Genomic DNA, 17,875 nt, shown 5'->3' with positions numbered 1-17,875 from the left:
TCTCTACGCAGATTTCATTAAGTCCTCATAGATCTTAAACGTTGCGGATATCGTATTTTGCAGCGTCAGTTCCCTAAGGAAAAGGCTCTTCCCTTCACGGGTCATACGCATAGCAAGATCCGGATCTTCCATCACTTTCTGCACAGACTGCGCGAGGGCTTTTGCATCGTGGATTTCTGAAATGAGCGCATGCTTTGAATGTGTCAACAACTCTCCAACTACCCCCACCCTGGTGGTGACTACCGGAACCTCATCCCGTAAGGCCTCCAAAAGAAATACCGGACCACCTTCAGCCTTTGAGGTGATGAGGGCAACGTTAAAATCCTTGATGAACTCCTTAACATTTTCCCTGTATCCCAATAATTTGATATGATCGTGTAAACCTCTTTCTTCAATGATCTTTGATAAGGTAGTGGTAAGATCACTATGGCCGCCAAACTGCACACATAAAACATTAGTTTTGCCAAGGTCATTCACCAAAATATCTACAACCCCAACCAAAGTCTCCAGATCTTTCGCAGGAGTATGGTTGGCTACCGATCCGATGATGAAAGTATCTTCTTTTATGAACGGCAGGTCTTTAATGGACTTATTTCTGTCTGCCAGTATTCTTTCCTCAGGAATTCCATCGTATACCACATGCATTTTACTCCAGTTTCTTTTATAAAGCTGCTGTTTAAATGATTGTTCGACAACTTCAGACACGGAAATATAGGCGTTGATGCCTTTGTAATTATACTTGAGCATACTCAGCGTGGTGGAAGCATCACTGATCCCTTTCTTAGAAAACACACATTGAACTCCCAGTTTAAACAACATATCCGACAACATATACAGCGATACGAAATTACTGGTGTGGATATGAACAATATCAATGGTATGCTCCATCACACATTGTTTGAGCGAGCGAGCTGTTCTTAACGAAAACGACCCCGATTTGGGAACGGAATAATACCGCACCCCCTTGGACTTACAGAACTTATGGATAGGTGCGCCTTCAAAACAAAACACTGTTTGTTCTAATGCTTCACCTGTATGACCGGTCACAAAATGAGCCAGTTGATTTTCATTTCCTCCCCATACCATGGCTCCGGATAAGTGCAAAATGTTCATGTGCGCCTGCGTTTAGTGGTGCAAGATAGCATTCTTTTATGGGGGAGCACAATGTTCAAAACACCCTTAGCGGAAAGAGCCAGCCCATAAACTAAAGTCTTCCAAAATTTTCAAAGAACTACCGCATATACTACCTTTGCACCGCAAAAAGAAAACCGGTCCGCCTTCAACCATTACCCAGCTGATTAACAGCGGACTCGTTAAGATCGTCAGGAAATAGGCCCACCTCTTTTCTCTGAGATCTCCGGGGAAATTTAACCCCATGCTGCACTCTAATATTCGAGGTACTATGAATTACAAACATGCAATAGAAGATCCGGTTTTTAATACCATTGCCAGGGTGGCTGAAAAATTGGGTACAGACAGCTATGTGATAGGTGGGTTTGTCAGAGACTTTCTTCTGAAACGAGGTACACCCAAGGATATTGATATTGTAGCTGTTGGAAGCGGCATTGAACTGGCCACGGCCGTTGCCAACGCCCTGGAAGGCAAACCAAAGGTTTCTGTCTTCAAGAATTTTGGCACTGCCATGATCAAAACTGACGAGCTGGAGCTGGAGTTTGTGGGCGCAAGAAAAGAGAGCTACCATTTTGACAGCAGAAAACCGGTTGTAGAAAACGGGACTCTTGAAGATGATCAAAACAGAAGAGATTTTACCATCAACGCCCTGGCCCTTTCATTGAATCCTGAAAATTACGGAGACCTACTGGACCCCTTTAACGGACAGGAAGACCTGAAGAATAAGATCATTCGCACTCCATTAGATCCCGACCTGACCTATTCTGATGACCCCTTGAGAATGCTCAGGGCCATTCGCTTTGCCTCTCAACTCAACTTTAAGATCGAGCAACATTCTTTTGAAGCCATCACGAGAAACCGCCACCGACTTAAGATCATCAGCAAGGAGCGCGTCGTTGACGAATTCAATAAGATCCTTCTAAGCAAAAAACCTTCCGTTGGTTTGAGCCTGTTGTATAAAACCGGGCTTCTCAAAATGATCCTCCCGGAGCTCACCAACCTTTCAGGTATCGAGGAGATTGAAGGTCAACGCCATAAAGACAATTTCTGGCATACCCTGGAGGTCGTGGATAATATCTCAATTCACACAGACGATCTTTGGTTGCGTTGGGGGGCCTTATTGCACGATATCGGAAAAGCCCCTACCAAACGCTTTGATAAAAAGATCGGGTGGACCTTTCACGGACACGAGTTTGTAGGGTCTAAAATGGTTTACAAGCTTTTCAGACGAATGCGTTTACCGCTGAACGAAAAAATGAAATTTGTTCAAAAGATGGTGCTTCTTAGTTCCAGACCGGTCGTTCTATCACAGGACGAGGTAACAGATTCTGCGGTACGCCGACTTATTTTTGATGCCGGCGATCATATTGAAGACCTGATGACGCTTTGTGAGGCGGATATTACCACTAAGAACCCAAGGCGTTTTAAAAAGTATCACAACAATTTCCGCCTGGTACGGGAAAAGATCAAGGAAGTGGAAGAAAGGGATCATATCCGAAATTTCCAACCTCCGGTTGATGGGCAGGAGATCATGGATTTCTTTGACCTGAAGCCTTCGCGTGAGATCGGCCTAATAAAAGACGCCATCAAAGAGGCAATTCTTGAGGGTGAGATCCCTAACGAATACGAGGCCGCACGGGCCTTTATGATCAGAAAAGGAAAAGACCTCGGCCTGACCCCGAAAGAAGAGCAAACCCCTAAAGGAGTATAATTAAAAGGGTTGCCAGGTCGACCTGCCAAATAAAAGCTATGAAGATCAATCTCAGAAAACTTGCAAAATTATCACTTATCCTGATCTACCTGGTCATCGTTGCCGGGGCTGTTGTGAGAATGACAGGAAGCGGGATGGGCTGCCCCGACTGGCCCAAATGTTTCGGGTATTATATTCCTCCAACAGAGGAAGCTCAATTGTTGTGGGCTCCCGGAAGAACCTTCAAGAAAGGACAGGTGATCATTAAGGATGAACAGTTGCTTACCGCAAATGAAGACCTTACCACCGGGGAGACTTTTAATGCAGACCATTGGGAGGTCTATACCAAACACGATTACAATATCTTCAATGCCTCCCATACCTGGGTAGAATATATCAACCGCTTACTGGGCGCCCTGGCAGGATTAGCCGTACTTATCATGGCGGTATGGTCTGTAGGTTGGTGGAAAAAGAACAAAACGGTTACCCTGCTGTCCTGGCTGGCTGTTTTCGGCATGGGATTCCAGGCCTGGCTGGGGGCCACCGTCGTCTATTCAGTGTTGGCTCCTGTACGCATCACCCTGCACATGGTTATGGCCTTGTTGATCGTAGCTGTTGTATTAAAAATCATTCAGTTGTTAAAGCCCATGAGAGGCAGACAAGTATTCAAAAAGTCTTTTCATCATCTGCTGTGGCTGGCCTTACTGCTCACCCTGTTTCAGGTCATCCTTGGAACCCAGGTACGTCAATTCATAGACGAGCAGGTTAAATTACTGGGAGAGGCTGATAAAGGAGGATGGCTAAGCGCACCGGAGTGGAACTTTTATGTACACAGAAGTTTTTCAATCCTGGTATTAGCCGTCAATATCTATCTGCTCTATCTCAACAAGAGAGCGGGACTGGGTTTCAACAAGATCAGTTGGGTGATCGCCCTTCTCGGGATCGAGATCTTAAGCGGGATGGCGATGTATTATGTGAATTTTCCTTTCGGCAGCCAGCCTGTTCACCTGGTTATTGCTTCCGTATTGTTCGGGCTGCAATTTTACCTCGTATTGGAATCCCTCTCAGCCAAAAAACAGCGTATTTCTTTGTAAATTGCGAACCTAATTAAATTATCAGGAATGATCTATAAGTTCAGAATTATACTGGATGCCGAAGAAGATGTATTCCGGGACCTGGAGATCGAAGCCTCCAACACTCTGGAAGACCTTCACAATGCGATCGCTCAATCCTTCGGGTTTGACGGAACCGAGATGGCGTCCTTTTACGTGAGTAATGAAGAATGGGAGCAAGGTGAAGAGATCGCCCTGTTCGATATGAGCGAAGGTGATGAACAGGTAAAACTCATGAGTGAGACCCTGATGGAAGACCAATTAAACGAAGATAACCGCAACCTGATCTACGTTTATGATTTCTTCAATATGTGGACCTTTTATGTAGAGCTTGCCGAAATCTCTGAAAAAGAAGATGGGACTACCTATCCGAACCTTATGTTTGTTCACGGACAGCTCCCGGAGAGCCCGCCGGAAAAATCCTTCGAAGCCGAATTAACAGGATCTTCTGATTTTGACGACGAAGATGCCCTGGAGTTCGGTACTGAGAATTACGAGGACTTTGATTTTGACGAAAACTGGAATTGATGTTAACCCAGGACAGTTACGATTGTCCGACCATCCTACGAAAAACCTATGATTAACCTATACCCTACTCAGCTTGAAACCCTGTCTATTCACAAGGTTGGGAACAAAAGTAAGAACGAACAGGTTTTTTTCTCTGAAGAACCCTACCATCTCAATGACGAGATCACCGCTATTTTAAAAGAATACTTTTTTAAGCCATTTCGCGAGAAAGAAGAAAATTACCTTCATTTCAGCAATGAAGTGGATGTAGAGTTCAACGAACTGTACAAAATTTGTTCTGATATCTTTGAGGAGCCTTCAAGTGCTCATCAGAACTCAAAACGAATTGCTTCTCATCTCTTTGAACAATCAAATCACCCTCACATTAAAAGCGGGGAATTATATGTTTGCTACCTCAGAGATGTTGTTCTCGACAACGAAAAGATCGACGCGGTCGGTATCTTTAAATCAGAATTGAAACACGATTTCCTTGAGTTTGAAGAAGAAGGGAATAACCTGGAGATCATAATCAGACAAGGTATCAATGTAAACAAACTCGATAAGGGAGCCTTGATCATTAATCGCAATAAAGAGGAAGGCTTCAAGATCCTCTCGGTAGACAGTAACCGTTACGATACGAAGTACTGGCTGGAAAAATTCCTCCAGGTAGAGGCTACTACCGATGAGAACTACTACACTAAAAAGTACCTTAAATTCTGCCAGGATTTTGCCAAGGATGTTGTATTGCCTGCGGAGGATAAAAAGGAAGAGGTCATGTTCATGAATAGGGCCGTGAATCATTTTGCTTCCAATGACGAATTTGAGGAGACCAGCTTTTTGAACGAGGTAATGGACAATCCACAGCTGATTCCTGAGTTCAAAAATTATAAAACCGAAAAAGGTCCTAAATACAGCATTGAAGATGTGAGCAATTTTCCGATTGCTAACAAAGCTGTTTCAGACGCCCGAAAAAAGATCAAAAATGTGATCGAGCTGGATACCAACATTCAGATCAAGATGGATTTTATCAATCCTGAATCGGCTGAAAAGTATGTAGAAAAAGGCTGGGATGAAGAAAAACAGATGTATTACTACCTGGTTTACTTTAACAAGGAGCAAAAGAGCTAATTAAAAAAAGGCTGTCCGGATGGACAGCCTTTTTATTTCATAACAGGTCCACTTATTGAGGCTTACTGAACAGCGTATTATCAACCGGTGCATTTACCTGCAAATTCTTCATGGTCAAACTCATGGCAGGTGAATCCAGGTCTGAGTCGGTATAGCTGAGGATGGATGCGGGAAACTTCAATCCGTTCACATCCTTATAGTCTTCAAAGGCCACAAAAATAGTACCTCCCATAGGAGATGCCACCTCTGTAAACTCTATGAGTCCCGTACTTTTATTGAAGTATTGTTTGCGGGCAGGCTCATCGCCCTGCTTGAACTTCACATTGAGGACCCTGTAGGTATTGCCTTTTAACACTTTCTCTCCCAGGTCTTCCAGGGTATAGTCGGCAGTGTTCAGTAATTTTTCTGCAGTAATATTTTTTTTAGCAGCCCTTACCTGTTCTGCGGTCATGGGAATGGGAGTTGAAGAACCCGTCATCGGATTGATCATCCAACCCTGATCTCCATTGATCACTTCAACAATCTTATCATCTCTAAAGGTCATTTCAGTATACTGCTTCCCCGGAATGCTGTATGCCAGGCGACCATCCATGACGATCCCATTAGACTCTACACGGATCTCTGCCTGCAGCGATTTGATATTTTTAAGGGCCGTCTTTCCTCCTATAGCCTCGAGGTAGTTGTCGACCACCTCTGCAGGAGTTTGAGCTCCCAGTCCTAATGAGATCAGGAAAAAGAAGAGTATCTGAAACTTTTTCATGCTTTTTGATTTTGGCTAAATGTAGTAAAAATAATACAATATCACCCTCCTAATAAACGCTGCATACTCACATCTTCATAGTTGCGTTTTACAAAGTCAAGGGCGGTTCGCACCACCTGGCCCATACTTTTACAGCGCTTAAATTTCATATCAAGCGTATACTGATACAGTTCCATTTGTAATTCGTGAAGATTTTCCGGCGGACTGATCCTGTCTTTGGTCATACACCGCATCAGGGCGCGAAGTCTTTTTTTAGAGGTAATGATCCTTTTTGCGATCACCGACCTTTCTTCCTTACGGTATTGTTCTATGGAGGCCGGTTTTAGTTTCTCCTCGACCATCTTGACCATCTGGTAATTCTCCTTAAAGAACTGTGGTTTATAAACCTTGAAATTACCTTCGTAAGACTGCTGATCAAAATCGATGGCGCGTATCCTGAAGATCACATTATCGAAATCATGCATGGGCAGAATCACGTAATTATAGGAACGCATGTCGCCCAGTAGCCTGATCATGCAGCGCTCGTTGAATTTCACGAATTCCTTTGCGATCTGACTCTTCTGAATCTCAGTACAACCGGGCAAGGAATTCTTTATGAATTCATCTCCCGGAATCCCGGAGATATGCTCCTCGATCAGGGTATCTTTATACACCGCGAAATTGATCCGGTTTGGAGAAAGTATATGTTCCAGCTCCAGGCCATAAACCCTCGAAGCATCGGCCTTTTTTACATAGAGATAGGTATAGTTGTCATTGAGAATATTCCGGATCTTGATTCGGAAAGGCTTGGAGTTTCCAAAGGTGCAAAAATCAATAGCGTCTACATTCAGGTATTGAAAAACCTCTTCATTACCATCAGAAAAGATCAGCGTATAAACCTTTTTCAAGTTATAATCGATCTCCGGCCGCTCGAATTCTGAATAGAAAACCCGGATCCACATAGTATCGTTATCATCCTCATCATAAACCACTATTGACCCCGAGAAACGCAGCAGATCATCGTAAAAGATCGGGATCTTGGTCGTTCGGTTATAACGTTCAAGATACCCCAGCAACATTTCATTGATCGGGTAGGTCGGCTTCTTTTTTGACATTAATTTCTGACTCATCTGGCTTCCTTAAGTTTTCTCAAATTTAAATTATATTGTAACAAAAGCCCTGAAGACTCGTCACATTAATAGAAATCAACAAGTACCTTTATACATTGAGCACGATACTAACCATTAACAATCTAACGAAAAAATTCGGATATCTCACCGCTGTGAACGACTTGTCTTTCACCATAGAAAAAGGCAACGTTTACGGAATTCTGGGACCTAACGGAAGTGGGAAATCAACGACCCTGGGCATTGTCCTGAACGTAGTCAACAAAACATCAGGCGACTTTCAGTGGTTTGACGGTACAGTCTCTACCCATGAGGCCCTTAAAAAAGTTGGAGCCATCATCGAGCGTCCTAACTTTTATCCTTATATGAGTGCCGAACAAAACCTGAAACTGGTATGTAAGATCAAGGAAGTCCCTTATGATAAGATTAGGGAAAAACTGGAACTGGTAGGACTTCTCGACAGAAAGGATGATAAGTTCAGAACCTATTCCCTGGGAATGAAACAACGTCTGGCCATCGCCTCTGCTCTCTTAAACGATCCTGAGATCCTTATTCTTGATGAACCCACCAACGGATTAGATCCTCAGGGTATTCATCAGATCAGGTCACTTATCAAAGAGATCGCCTCAAGGGGTACCACCATATTGCTGGCCTCTCACCTGCTGGACGAGGTAGAGAAAGTATGTTCTCATGTAGTCATTTTGAGAAAAGGCAAGAAGCTTTATTCCGGTCGCGTAGATGAAATGATAGCCAGTCACGGTTATTTTGTGTTGCAAAGTAACGACCAGGAAAAATTGATCAGCCTGCTCGAAGACCACCAGGCATTCGGACGAATTAACAGGGATAACGGTTTGATCACTGCCTTTTTGAATGAACCCCTGGAAGCTTCAGACCTCAATAAATTGGTTTTTGAAAAAGGATTAGTGCTTTCACATCTTGTAAAACGCAAAGAAAGCCTCGAAGAACAATTCCTGACATTAACCGAAGACCAATCCAACTAATCGCAAACCACCATCATGACAAGATTACTCCAAATAGAAGCAATAAAACTCTGGAACAACCGATCCAGCAGAATTCTTATCATCGCTTATTTTGTGCTGCTTACCTCCATCGCGCTGATAGCAGCCATTAAATTTGATATTGGTCCAATTCAGTTTCACCTGGCCGACCAGGGCATCTTTAATTTCCCGTATATATGGCATTTTAACACCTATATCACCGCCTGGTTCAAACTGTTTCTCGCTATCATTATCGTATCTATGATGGCCAACGAATACAGTAATAAGACTATAAAACAAAATCTGATAGACGGTTTAAGCAAAAAAGAGTTCATTTTAAGTAAGTTCATTACTGTAGTGGTGTTTGCCCTGATCTCTACGGTATTTGTCTTTGTGGTTTCCCTTGTTCTGGGACTTATTTTTTCGGATTACAATGAAGTAGGTATCATCTTTTCAGACCTGGAATACCTGATCGCCTTCTTTGCCAAATTAGTTGGATTCTTCTCTTTCTGTCTGTTTTTGGGGATGCTGGTGAAGCGTTCAGCCTTTGCCCTGGGGTTCCTGGTACTCTGGCAGGCCGTTGAAGGCATTATTTACGGACTCCTGGTTTGGAGAACCAGTAAATCTTTAGCAGATACCGTACATCAATTCATGCCTCTGGAGGCTATGGCCAGCCTTATAAAAGAACCCTTTTCACGACTGGGAGCCGTGCAGTCGGTGGCCAACCAGCTGGGAGAAGAGTTTTCAAAGGACTACGCTATTCACTTTTCAGAGATCCTTATCGTTCTGGTATGGGTAGCCTTTTTTATCTATGCTTCTTATTGGTTGTTGAAGAAAAGGGATTTGTAAACTCTAAAAGAGCTTCTAATTGAATCGGCAAAGGGGTCAATATTCTTAAAACAGGTGTTTAGGAACTGACAAACCACCCCGTCTCATGGCATCGCCATGAGACACCCCTCCTTATACCCCTCCGGTTTTCCTATAGAAAACCACCTCCCCTTAAAAAAGGGGAGGGTAAAAGCATTTTCAAAATTAACTTTGGTGATGAAAGACCAAAAATAGGCCTGGAGATAAAACCATGAGATCGCCACACCCTACCCAGTGGGTAGGGTTCGCGAAGACGAACCATCTATAATTTAATTTTTGATTAAATATGGATCCTTTGCTTCTTTACCTCCTTGCTTCTTCGCAACCAGAACTCATCTGCCACAAAGCAGGAGCTCAGCAATTCGGGACATCCTGTGCTTAACCGGATTTTCCAATTAATACTTAAATTGCAGTGACGCTAATTCACTGCTATTGAAAAAGTTAATCCTCATATTTTTACTGGGGCTCCCCTTAATTATCCTGGCACAGGACCCTTGTGCACAATTGACAGCACCCCTGAACGGAGCTACTGATGTACGGCTTGATACGTCTATCAGCTGGACCACGGTACCCGGGGTGAACGGCTACCTGCTGAGCATTGGAACCGCGCCAGGGGCCAACGACATCCTCGATAATGAAATGGTAGGCTCGGTAACCTCATACACCCCCGAAGCCGGGCTTCCCGCAGGAACCACCATTTATGTGACCATTGCCCCCTTTTATTTTGATGCTCCCAGTACGAACTGTCCCCCTCAAACCTTTACCACCGAAGCGCTGACCGCGCCCCCCGATTGTACCCAATTAAACGATCCGGCTAATGGGGAGGCAGGTATTGAATACACCCCCCTTCTCAGCTGGGACTATGCCTACGGAGCCGAAGGCTATTTTATTTCTGCAGGCAGTACACCCGGAGGCACCGACTTTCTCAATATGGAAGACGCAGGAAATTCCACCCGCTACAACCTGACCGGCACCCTTCCTCCCGAAACGGTCATCTATGTTCGTATTGCTCCGTACAACAGCCTCGGGATTACTATGAACTGTGCAGAAACCACCTTTATCACCCGCCCATCAGGGTCGGCTCCGGGGTGTACATTTCTGACCTTTCCGGAGGACGGAGCCATGAACGTAGCTTTAACCACATCTATCGACTGGGAGCCTGAGACTGAGGCCACCGGTTATATTGTAAACATGGGGTATTCACCCGGCGTAAATGATATCCTGGATAATGCTGTCTTTACCGGCCCTACCGCCAGGGTCCTTGAATTTTTACCCAATAGTGATGTCTATGTAACCATTACCCCCTTTAATGAAGTCGGAGAGGCTCTGGGTTGTATTACAGAATCCTTTTCAACCACTGCAGGGTGTGGCCCGTTTACTGATCCCGTTACAGGAAACATCATTGACCTGAACCCGGTCGTCAGCATTCCCGATACCCTGGCTGTTTGCAGTACTCAGAATCTTCCTTTGCTGGACGGATTTGACCCTGCTTTGAGTTATTCCTGGTTCCTGGATTCAGAGGAAGGGATAAGGGAATTAGGAAATGACCCTTTTCTGCAACTGGAAGAGGCAGGCTCCTATTTTGTAGAGGTCACCGATACCATACAACAGGAAAATAATGTATTGGAATGCACCACGATCGAAACCTTTACCGTGATCATTACCGATCCACCCCGTCTGGCCGGAGCAGATTTTACAGAGACGCCGTCAGGCATCAGGGTAGCGATCTCGGTACAGGGAGAGAGCAACTATGAATACTCGATCAACAGTGAAGCAGGACCTTATACCACAGGACTAACCTTTGATCTTCCGGAACAGGAATCCTACACCCTTTTCATCAGGGAGCCTTTGGCATGCGGGATCACCTCCTTCACCCTTAACCCGGTTTCCTTTCCGAATTTCTTTACCCCTAACGGGGACAGCTTTAACGATACCTGGAAACCCACTGTTATTGGGCGAATGCAACCTGACCTGCTCGCAGTGCATATTTTTGACCGCTACGGAAAATTACTGATCAGTTTAGCTCCTGAGGATAGCGGATGGGACGGGACCTACAACGGTCGGGAGCTCCCGGCTTCTGATTATTGGTACAGGGCAGAGTTCAATGATGGCACCTTGAAAAAAGGACATTTTTCCCTGAAACGCTAATGAAATTTAAGAGGACGTTAATCCCATGACACAGGGCAAATTACTAGATTTGCCTTATGCGTTTTAAGATCCAGTCAGAATACAAGCCTACGGGAGATCAACCCAATGCCATTGCACAATTATCCCGGGGCATAGAAGAAGGAGAACGTTACCAGACCCTTTTGGGAGTAACCGGATCCGGAAAAACCTTTACCGTTGCCAATGTGGTGGAAGAGGTGCAGCGACCTACCCTGGTGCTGGCCCATAATAAAACCTTGGCAGCACAGCTCTACTCTGAGTTCAAACAGTTCTTTCCTGAGAATGCCGTGGAGTACTTTGTATCCTATTACGATTACTACCAGCCGGAGGCTTATATCCCTGTAACGGGAACCTATATCGAAAAAGACCTTTCCATCAACGAGGAGATCGAAAAACTACGACTCAGCACCACCTCCTCCCTCCTGTCCGGGAGAAGAGATGTCCTGGTGGTGGCCTCCGTATCTTGTCTTTATGGTATCGGGAACCCCATAGAGTTTCAAAAGAATGTGATTACCCTGGAAAGGGACCAGGTGATCTCAAGAACCAAATTATTGCATCGTCTGGTGCAGAGTTTATATTCAAGGACCACGGCTGAATTTAATCATGGAAATTTCAGGGTAAAGGGAGATGTGGTTGATGTCTACCCCGGGTACGCTGATGATGCCTTCCGCATCCATTTCTTTGGAGATGAGATCGAGGAGATCGAAGCCTTTGATCCAAACACCAACAGGGTAATCGAGAAGTACGACCGACTGAACATCTATCCCGCCAATATGTTCGTAACCTCTCCTGATGTATTGCAAAATGCCATTCACGAGATCCAGGATGATCTCGTAAAACAGGTAGACTATTTCAAGGACATCGGGAAACCCCTGGAGGCAAAACGCCTGGAAGAACGCACGAATTTTGACCTGGAAATGATACGGGAATTGGGGTATTGTTCAGGGATCGAAAACTATTCACGATACCTCGATGGGCGCCCCCCGGGAACCCGCCCTTTCTGTTTGCTGGATTATTTTCCGGACGATTATTTAATGGTGGTGGATGAGAGTCACGTAACCATTCCCCAGGTACATGCCATGTACGGCGGTGACCGCAGCCGAAAAGAGAACCTGGTGGAGTATGGCTTCCGTTTGCCGGCAGCCATGGATAACCGTCCGCTGAAGTTCGAAGAATTTGAAGGGTTGCAAAACCAGGTGATCTATGTGAGCGCCACCCCGGCAGATTATGAACTGGAACACAGCGGCGGGGTCTATGTAGAACAGGTGATCAGACCTACCGGACTGCTGGATCCGGTGATAGAAGTCCGCCCCAGCAAGCACCAGATCGATGACCTCATCGAAGAGATTCAACAACGGGTAGACAAGGATGAAAGAACCCTGGTAACTACCCTCACCAAGCGAATGGCCGAGGAGTTAACCAAATACCTGACCCGTATTCAGATCAGGTGTCGATATATTCACTCAGATGTAGATACCCTGGAAAGGGTGGAGATCATGCAGGATCTTCGAAAAGGGTTATTTGATGTACTGATCGGGGTAAACCTGTTACGGGAAGGGCTCGACCTTCCGGAGGTATCCCTCGTGGCTATCCTGGATGCCGACAAGGAAGGATTCTTACGAAGCAACCGATCACTTACCCAGACGGTAGGTCGGGCAGCAAGGAATGTGAACGGGATGGCCATTATGTATGCTGATAAGATCACCGATAGCATGCAAAAGACCATTGATGAGACCGAATACCGCAGGGAGAAACAGATGAATTACAACAAGGAGCATGGCATCACGCCACAAGCCCTGAAAAAGAACCTGGACAGCGCCCTGGCAAAAAACTCCATTGCCACCTACCAGCAGGAGAAGGAAGCGGCAAGAAAGGCTGCCGAGCCTGAGGTGGAATACATGACCAAAGACCAGCTGGAGAAACTGGTTCGGGAAAAAAGAAAGTCCATGGAGAAGGCCGCCAAAGAGCTCGACTTTATGGAAGCCGCAAGGCTCCGGGATGAGATCAAAACCCTGCAGGAACGAATTACAGAATAAAAAAACGCCCCCAATTGGAGGCGTTTTCAGCTAACTAACTACAAATTTTAGAACTCTAAATAAATGTTCGGTTATCCGATCTGGATCATTCGTTTTGGCTTAGGCAAAGCTTCTTCTTTCTTCGGGATCTCCACACTGAGGATTCCGTCTTTGTAAGAGGCTTTGATCTTTTCGGTATTCACCGTTTCTGGTAAATTGAATGATCTCCTGAAAGAAGAGTAAAAGAACTCTCTTCGGCTGAAGTTTTTCTCCTTATTCTCTTCACTGGTTTCAGAGGTGTGCTCATTAGAGATCGTCATCACATTGTTGTCGACTTCAATGTTAAAATCTTCCTTCTTCATTCCCGGAGCGGCTACTTCCAGTTCAAATCCTGTTTCAGATTCGGAAATGTTTACCGCCGGAACATTGGCGTTCATACCTTCCATACCTCCAAACCAATCTGGCTTGAAAAACTCATCTAAAAGGGAAGGTAAGGTACCTGGGTTTCTTCTGATCAAATTCATAATGCTATGTTTTTTAGGTTTAACTTCTAATTTTAAATCGTTGCACCCTATATAAAACAAAATCAATTCCATTTGCGATTTAATGTCATTTTGACGCGATTTTACTGGTTTATACCGACAAAATGTCAATTCACCTCCCCTTAACCGAAATCTCTAAACCCTTATTTCCCTGATAGTCTACAAGAAACGAGCATTTTATGTAACTTTCTGTTTGTTAGCGATCATTGCGATTCATGAAAGCATTATACCATAAACTCCTTCATTTTTCATCGAAACTTCAGAGCAAGATCGCTTTTTACCCTACCCTGCTCTCGGCTTTCGGATTCCTGCTTACCCTGATCGTACTCTACCTGAATGAGATGGGCGTATCTGCCTACCTCAAAGAAAAAGCCCCCATCCTTGTCATTGAAGACCTGCAAACGGCAAGAACACTATTAAGTGCCTTTATTGCCGGTATGATCTCCCTGATGGTCTTTAGTTTCTCTATGGTGATGATCCTGCTCAACCAGGCCTCCAGTAATTTTTCACCAAGGTTATTACCAGGCCTGATCTCCAACAGAAGACACCAACTGGTTCTGGGGTCATTCCTGGCCAGTTTGATCTATTGTATCTTTATTTTGGTGTCAGTTGATGGTAATGAGCATCCGACAAACCCGGCAGGCTTCCCTGTATTGGTGGCCATTATATTGACTATTTTCTGCCTGGGATTATTTGTGTACTTCATCCATTCGATCTCTCAATCCATTCTGGTAAATAATATTCTTGATAACATTTACCGTACGTCCCAACGACATCTAAAGGAGGTATTGGAGGCTGATGAAGACGGGATGAGGTTTCCGGCAACTGATGAGTGGCATGTTTACCATGCAGATAGCACAGGATATTTCCAGGATTGCATTATAGACACTTTAAAAGAGCTCTGTCAAAAACACAGCATTAAGCTGGAGATCATTCCTCCCAAGGGGAGTTTTATTCTGGAAGGCATCCCTCTGATACGATGCGATCGGAAACTGGAGGAAGAAGTCATAAATAAGCTGAGAAGCAGTATCATTATTTCTAAAACCCAATTATTAAAAGAGAACTACGTCCTCGCCTTTAAGCAGATCACAGAGATTGCGGTAAAAGCCATGTCTCCCGGTATAAACGATCCCGGAACAGCACTCAATGCCATTGATTATCTCACCGAATTATTTGCCGGACGCATGAAGAAAAAGGACCAGATCATGTTAAGCATCGAGAAGGAGCCGGTGATCAAAATGGGGTCAGTTTCTTTTCAGGAACTGCTTTACAATGTCATGGCTTCCCTGAGACTTTATTGCAAACACGATGTGATCATCATGCAGAAGTTAATTCTAATGATCCGCTACTTATTATTTCAACCTGCAGCAGAAGAGCATTATTCTGAATGCCTCAAAGAGGAGGTTAAATTACTCCTGGATGATGCCGGTAAAAGCATCAGTAATGAAAAGGACCTGACCACCATTAAGGAACTTGCAAATACGATTCACATATAACCAGCGCTTATAAATCCCGAAAATGAATTATTACCTTATTTTCAGATACCTCCACCTGCTCTTCCTGTTTATTATGATAGGCAGCGTGATCACACAACAATTCTTATTAAAAAAGCAAATGAACGGGAAGGAGATCCGGGTGATCAGCAGAACAGACCTTGTTTACGGAATTTCTTCCATAGTGGTGGTAGGCCTCGGACTCACCCTTTGGTTCGGGGTTGGAAAACCGGCTGACTTTTACAGCAAGAACCACCTCTTTCTGATAAAGGTCGGATTGTTTATCCTGGTGGGTTTACTGTCTGTTTACCCGACCTTATTTTACAGGAACAAACGAAAGGCATTAAAAGAAAATGAGAGTACTAAGGTTCCGGGAATGGTGAGATGGGTGGTCAGGCTGGAGTTGATCATCCTTTTGTTCATCCCCCTGCTCGCCGTTCTGATGGCTGCAGGCACAGGTTTATCCTGATCAATTGTAATAGACCTTAAAAATATCGATCATTACCTTGGGCGGCACCACCCGGTCAGGATAGTTGTTCATGACCGACAACACCTGGTCTACCGCAATGGGGTTGAGACCCATTTTAAGGGTGCAATCCTTAAGCGCCAACCTCTCCTTAGGGTGTATTCTTCGGTCGATATTCATCAACAAGAGTAAACGCTGGAACTGAAGAATACGCTCCGGCTCTGTCTCAGGCGCTACATAGGGCGGGCGCTCGTCAGAAAAGAGACGGTTAAGGTCATCATCATCAACCTTCATATTACGGGCAACCGCTTGAATAAATAGATACTCCCGTTCATTGACATCATGATCGGAGCGCACCAGGTAGATCAGGTCGGAAAGAAGACTTAATTTTTCTTCTTTATTCTTCATAATACAAAGCGAATTGGAAGAAAAAATTAGATATTTATTGCCTTACCATAAAAAAATATCGACCAATGGACTATTTTTCTTACAGAATAATACTACTTATAGGGTTGTTATGCCTTACCAAAGGACACAGCCAACACCTTGAACCAGAATCCATTACCATCTTTTCCCCTGAACTGGACACCACAAAGGTTATTTGGGTTTTACTGCCGGAGGATGCAAAAACCACATCGGAAAGATTTCCCGTGCTTTATATGCATGACGCTCAAAACCTCTTCGATGCATCCAGATCGTATGCCGGGGAATGGCAGGTAGATGAGACCATAGACAGTTTGAATATTCCATGTATTGTAGTCGCTATAGAACACGGTAATGAAAAGAGAATTGACGAACTTACCCCCTACACCCACGAAAAATACGGGGGTGGAAAAGGAAGTGCTTACTCAAACTTTATTGTGAACACCCTGAAACCAGCGATTGACAGTATTTACCCCACCCTCCCGGAGAACGAACACACCCTGGTGGGCGGCAGCTCCCTTGGCGGACTCATTTCTCATTATATGTTATTCACCTATCCCGAGGTATTCTCTAAGGGGATCTTGTTCTCCCCCAGTTACTGGTACTCAGAAAAGATCTACGATCTTACCAAAACCGGAGAAGCACCGGAAAACACTATGATCTACCTTGCTTCAGGAGCCATGGAACCCGGCTCTACCGTAGCTGACCACGAACGAATGGCAGCACTATTAAAGCAGGTCGGATTCGATGAAGAGGATCTGCACACTGAGATACGTGAAGGAGCAGCTCATAATGAAGATTTCTGGAAGAAAGAATTTCCTAAAGCAATGTCCTGGTACCTGGAAAATTATTTCAACAGGAAATAAGTAACTTGCAACTTTACCTCCATTGCTTACCAGATCATTTACTCAAAAACATATAACAGAAGAGATCATGACCAATAATGACGTTTTAAAAAAACTAAGAGTAGCCCTTAAGCTGAGAGATACCGATATTATCGACATCTTGAAACTTGCTGACTTCAACATTTCCAAGGGAGAGATCAACAATCTTTTCAGAAAAGAAGATCATCCTAAATACGTTGAATGTGGCGATCAGATCTTACGTAATTTTCTCAACGGCCTGATCATCCACATGCGCGGGCCCATGGAGAAAAAGCCACAAAATAAAAATGCCCGGAACTAAGCCCGGGCATTCCCCTAACAAACTAACTAACCAAATCCACCAAAAGACTTGATCGGCGGGGAAACCATATAATCTTATTCTGAATTGATTAATTCAGTCTTTTCGTAGTCATTCCGGTTTGACCAGAGGTATCACCCCTCCTGAACGTTCCTTCTCCCTGCTTTTCACACTGAAACTCCCGGCCCTCCTCGTAGGTAAACACTCCTTTATCCAAAAACACCTCCCGGACAGCTCATGGTTATAAGCAGGCTCGCATTAACTGCGAGCCATTGCTCATTACCGGGTG

At 44.5% G+C, this 17,875-nt stretch carries 17 protein-coding genes; 12 read left to right on the top strand and 5 right to left on the bottom strand.

Features of this window, described 5'->3' with window-relative positions:
• Positions 1–3: 3 nt before the first annotated feature.
• Positions 4–1,113 (bottom strand): glycosyltransferase, encoded by a 1,110-nt coding sequence (locus E7Z59_RS14295; protein WP_136337039.1) that lies wholly within the window; start codon positions 1,111–1,113, stop codon positions 4–6.
• 289 nt (positions 1,114–1,402) lie between these two features.
• Here E7Z59_RS14295 and E7Z59_RS14290 point away from each other — a divergent pair, with 289 nt between their 5' ends.
• The 4 genes from E7Z59_RS14290 to E7Z59_RS14275 are packed head-to-tail and all read left to right on the top strand — an operon-like array spanning position 1,403 to position 5,568.
• Entirely contained in the window at positions 1,403–2,842 is a 1,440-nt protein-coding gene (locus E7Z59_RS14290; protein ID WP_136337038.1) for a CCA tRNA nucleotidyltransferase, read from the top strand.
• Between the two features lie 38 nt (positions 2,843–2,880).
• Positions 2,881–3,915, top strand: coding sequence for a COX15/CtaA family protein (locus E7Z59_RS14285; RefSeq protein ID WP_136337037.1), 1,035 nt, complete (start codon positions 2,881–2,883; stop codon positions 3,913–3,915).
• 27 nt (positions 3,916–3,942) lie between these two features.
• Entirely contained in the window at positions 3,943–4,461 is a 519-nt protein-coding gene (locus E7Z59_RS14280; protein ID WP_136337036.1) for a plasmid pRiA4b ORF-3 family protein, read from the top strand.
• Between the two features lie 48 nt (positions 4,462–4,509).
• The gene (locus tag E7Z59_RS14275) at positions 4,510–5,568 is read left to right on the top strand and encodes a nucleoid-associated protein (protein ID WP_136337035.1); all 1,059 of its coding nucleotides are present in this window, start codon (positions 4,510–4,512) and stop codon (positions 5,566–5,568) included.
• A 52-nt stretch (positions 5,569–5,620) separates the two neighbouring features.
• Here E7Z59_RS14275 and E7Z59_RS14270 read toward each other — a convergent pair whose 3' ends face one another.
• The gene (locus E7Z59_RS14270) at positions 5,621–6,328 is read right to left on the bottom strand and encodes a LolA family protein (protein ID WP_136337034.1); all 708 of its coding nucleotides are present in this window, start codon (positions 6,326–6,328) and stop codon (positions 5,621–5,623) included.
• 41 nt (positions 6,329–6,369) lie between these two features.
• A complete protein-coding gene (locus tag E7Z59_RS14265; RefSeq protein ID WP_136337033.1) occupies positions 6,370–7,437 on the bottom strand; it encodes a hypothetical protein in 1,068 nt (355 codons plus the stop codon).
• 95 nt (positions 7,438–7,532) lie between these two features.
• Here E7Z59_RS14265 and E7Z59_RS14260 point away from each other — a divergent pair, with 95 nt between their 5' ends.
• From E7Z59_RS14260 to uvrB, 4 genes are all read left to right on the top strand, one after another.
• Positions 7,533–8,435: an ABC transporter ATP-binding protein gene (locus tag E7Z59_RS14260; protein ID WP_136337032.1), complete on the top strand. Its 903-nt coding sequence runs from the start codon at positions 7,533–7,535 to the stop codon at positions 8,433–8,435.
• Between the two features lie 15 nt (positions 8,436–8,450).
• Complete coding sequence (locus E7Z59_RS14255; RefSeq protein ID WP_136337031.1) at positions 8,451–9,281, top strand: ABC transporter permease; 831 nt, start codon at positions 8,451–8,453, stop codon at positions 9,279–9,281.
• 450 nt (positions 9,282–9,731) lie between these two features.
• Positions 9,732–11,447, top strand: a complete 1,716-nt coding sequence (locus E7Z59_RS14250; protein WP_136337030.1) for a T9SS type B sorting domain-containing protein — start codon at positions 9,732–9,734, stop codon at positions 11,445–11,447.
• Between the two features lie 56 nt (positions 11,448–11,503).
• Complete coding sequence (gene uvrB, locus E7Z59_RS14245; protein WP_136337029.1) at positions 11,504–13,501, top strand: excinuclease ABC subunit UvrB; 1,998 nt, start codon at positions 11,504–11,506, stop codon at positions 13,499–13,501.
• 71 nt (positions 13,502–13,572) lie between these two features.
• On the opposite strand, the gene E7Z59_RS14240 is transcribed toward uvrB, so the two are convergent.
• Positions 13,573–14,004 (bottom strand): Hsp20/alpha crystallin family protein, encoded by a 432-nt coding sequence (locus E7Z59_RS14240; protein ID WP_136337028.1) that lies wholly within the window; start codon positions 14,002–14,004, stop codon positions 13,573–13,575.
• A 233-nt stretch (positions 14,005–14,237) separates the two neighbouring features.
• Here E7Z59_RS14240 and E7Z59_RS14235 point away from each other — a divergent pair, with 233 nt between their 5' ends.
• Both E7Z59_RS14235 and E7Z59_RS14230 read left to right on the top strand, forming a co-directional pair.
• Positions 14,238–15,518 carry a DUF2254 domain-containing protein gene (locus E7Z59_RS14235; protein ID WP_136337027.1) on the top strand — a complete coding sequence of 427 codons (1,281 nt, stop codon included), beginning with the start codon at positions 14,238–14,240 and terminating at the stop codon, positions 15,516–15,518.
• Between the two features lie 22 nt (positions 15,519–15,540).
• Positions 15,541–15,984, top strand: a complete 444-nt coding sequence (locus E7Z59_RS14230) for a DUF2214 family protein (protein WP_136337026.1) — start codon at positions 15,541–15,543, stop codon at positions 15,982–15,984.
• Here E7Z59_RS14230 and E7Z59_RS14225 read toward each other — a convergent pair whose 3' ends face one another.
• Positions 15,985–16,389 (bottom strand): TerB family tellurite resistance protein, encoded by a 405-nt coding sequence (locus E7Z59_RS14225; protein ID WP_136337025.1) that lies wholly within the window; start codon positions 16,387–16,389, stop codon positions 15,985–15,987.
• 65 nt (positions 16,390–16,454) lie between these two features.
• Between E7Z59_RS14225 and E7Z59_RS14220 the strand changes: the two genes are divergently transcribed.
• Together E7Z59_RS14220 and E7Z59_RS14215 are read left to right on the top strand one after the other, a co-directional pair.
• Positions 16,455–17,270, top strand: a complete 816-nt coding sequence (locus tag E7Z59_RS14220; protein ID WP_136337024.1) for an alpha/beta hydrolase — start codon at positions 16,455–16,457, stop codon at positions 17,268–17,270.
• 67 nt (positions 17,271–17,337) lie between these two features.
• Positions 17,338–17,589 (top strand): DUF1456 family protein, encoded by a 252-nt coding sequence (locus E7Z59_RS14215; RefSeq protein WP_136337183.1) that lies wholly within the window; start codon positions 17,338–17,340, stop codon positions 17,587–17,589.
• The last annotated feature ends 286 nt before the right edge of the window (positions 17,590–17,875 follow it).

Origin of the sequence: Robertkochia marina (genome assembly GCF_004799345.1) — a bacterium.
Taxonomy (GTDB): domain Bacteria; phylum Bacteroidota; class Bacteroidia; order Flavobacteriales; family Flavobacteriaceae; genus Robertkochia; species Robertkochia marina.
Note: the sequence above shows the minus strand (reverse complement) of the source record. Positions and strands in the feature narration are given on the sequence as shown.

What these genes read in the sequence shown, in the direction of transcription:
- E7Z59_RS14295 (WP_136337039.1), bottom strand. Translation starts at nt 1,113, where the DNA reads ATGAACATTTTGCACTTATCCGGAGCCATGGTATGGGGAGGAAATGAA.
- E7Z59_RS14290 (WP_136337038.1), top strand. Translation starts at nt 1,403, where the DNA reads ATGAATTACAAACATGCAATAGAAGATCCGGTTTTTAATACCATTGCC.
- E7Z59_RS14285 (WP_136337037.1), top strand. Translation starts at nt 2,881, where the DNA reads ATGAAGATCAATCTCAGAAAACTTGCAAAATTATCACTTATCCTGATC.
- E7Z59_RS14280 (WP_136337036.1), top strand. Translation starts at nt 3,943, where the DNA reads ATGATCTATAAGTTCAGAATTATACTGGATGCCGAAGAAGATGTATTC.
- E7Z59_RS14275 (WP_136337035.1), top strand. Translation starts at nt 4,510, where the DNA reads ATGATTAACCTATACCCTACTCAGCTTGAAACCCTGTCTATTCACAAG.
- E7Z59_RS14270 (WP_136337034.1), bottom strand. Translation starts at nt 6,328, where the DNA reads ATGAAAAAGTTTCAGATACTCTTCTTTTTCCTGATCTCATTAGGACTG.
- E7Z59_RS14265 (WP_136337033.1), bottom strand. Translation starts at nt 7,437, where the DNA reads ATGAGTCAGAAATTAATGTCAAAAAAGAAGCCGACCTACCCGATCAAT.
- E7Z59_RS14255 (WP_136337031.1), top strand. Translation starts at nt 8,451, where the DNA reads ATGACAAGATTACTCCAAATAGAAGCAATAAAACTCTGGAACAACCGA.
- uvrB (WP_136337029.1), top strand. Translation starts at nt 11,504, where the DNA reads ATGCGTTTTAAGATCCAGTCAGAATACAAGCCTACGGGAGATCAACCC.
- E7Z59_RS14240 (WP_136337028.1), bottom strand. Translation starts at nt 14,004, where the DNA reads ATGAATTTGATCAGAAGAAACCCAGGTACCTTACCTTCCCTTTTAGAT.
- E7Z59_RS14235 (WP_136337027.1), top strand. Translation starts at nt 14,238, where the DNA reads ATGAAAGCATTATACCATAAACTCCTTCATTTTTCATCGAAACTTCAG.
- E7Z59_RS14230 (WP_136337026.1), top strand. Translation starts at nt 15,541, where the DNA reads ATGAATTATTACCTTATTTTCAGATACCTCCACCTGCTCTTCCTGTTT.
- E7Z59_RS14225 (WP_136337025.1), bottom strand. Translation starts at nt 16,389, where the DNA reads ATGAAGAATAAAGAAGAAAAATTAAGTCTTCTTTCCGACCTGATCTAC.
- E7Z59_RS14220 (WP_136337024.1), top strand. Translation starts at nt 16,455, where the DNA reads ATGGACTATTTTTCTTACAGAATAATACTACTTATAGGGTTGTTATGC.
- E7Z59_RS14215 (WP_136337183.1), top strand. Translation starts at nt 17,338, where the DNA reads ATGACCAATAATGACGTTTTAAAAAAACTAAGAGTAGCCCTTAAGCTG.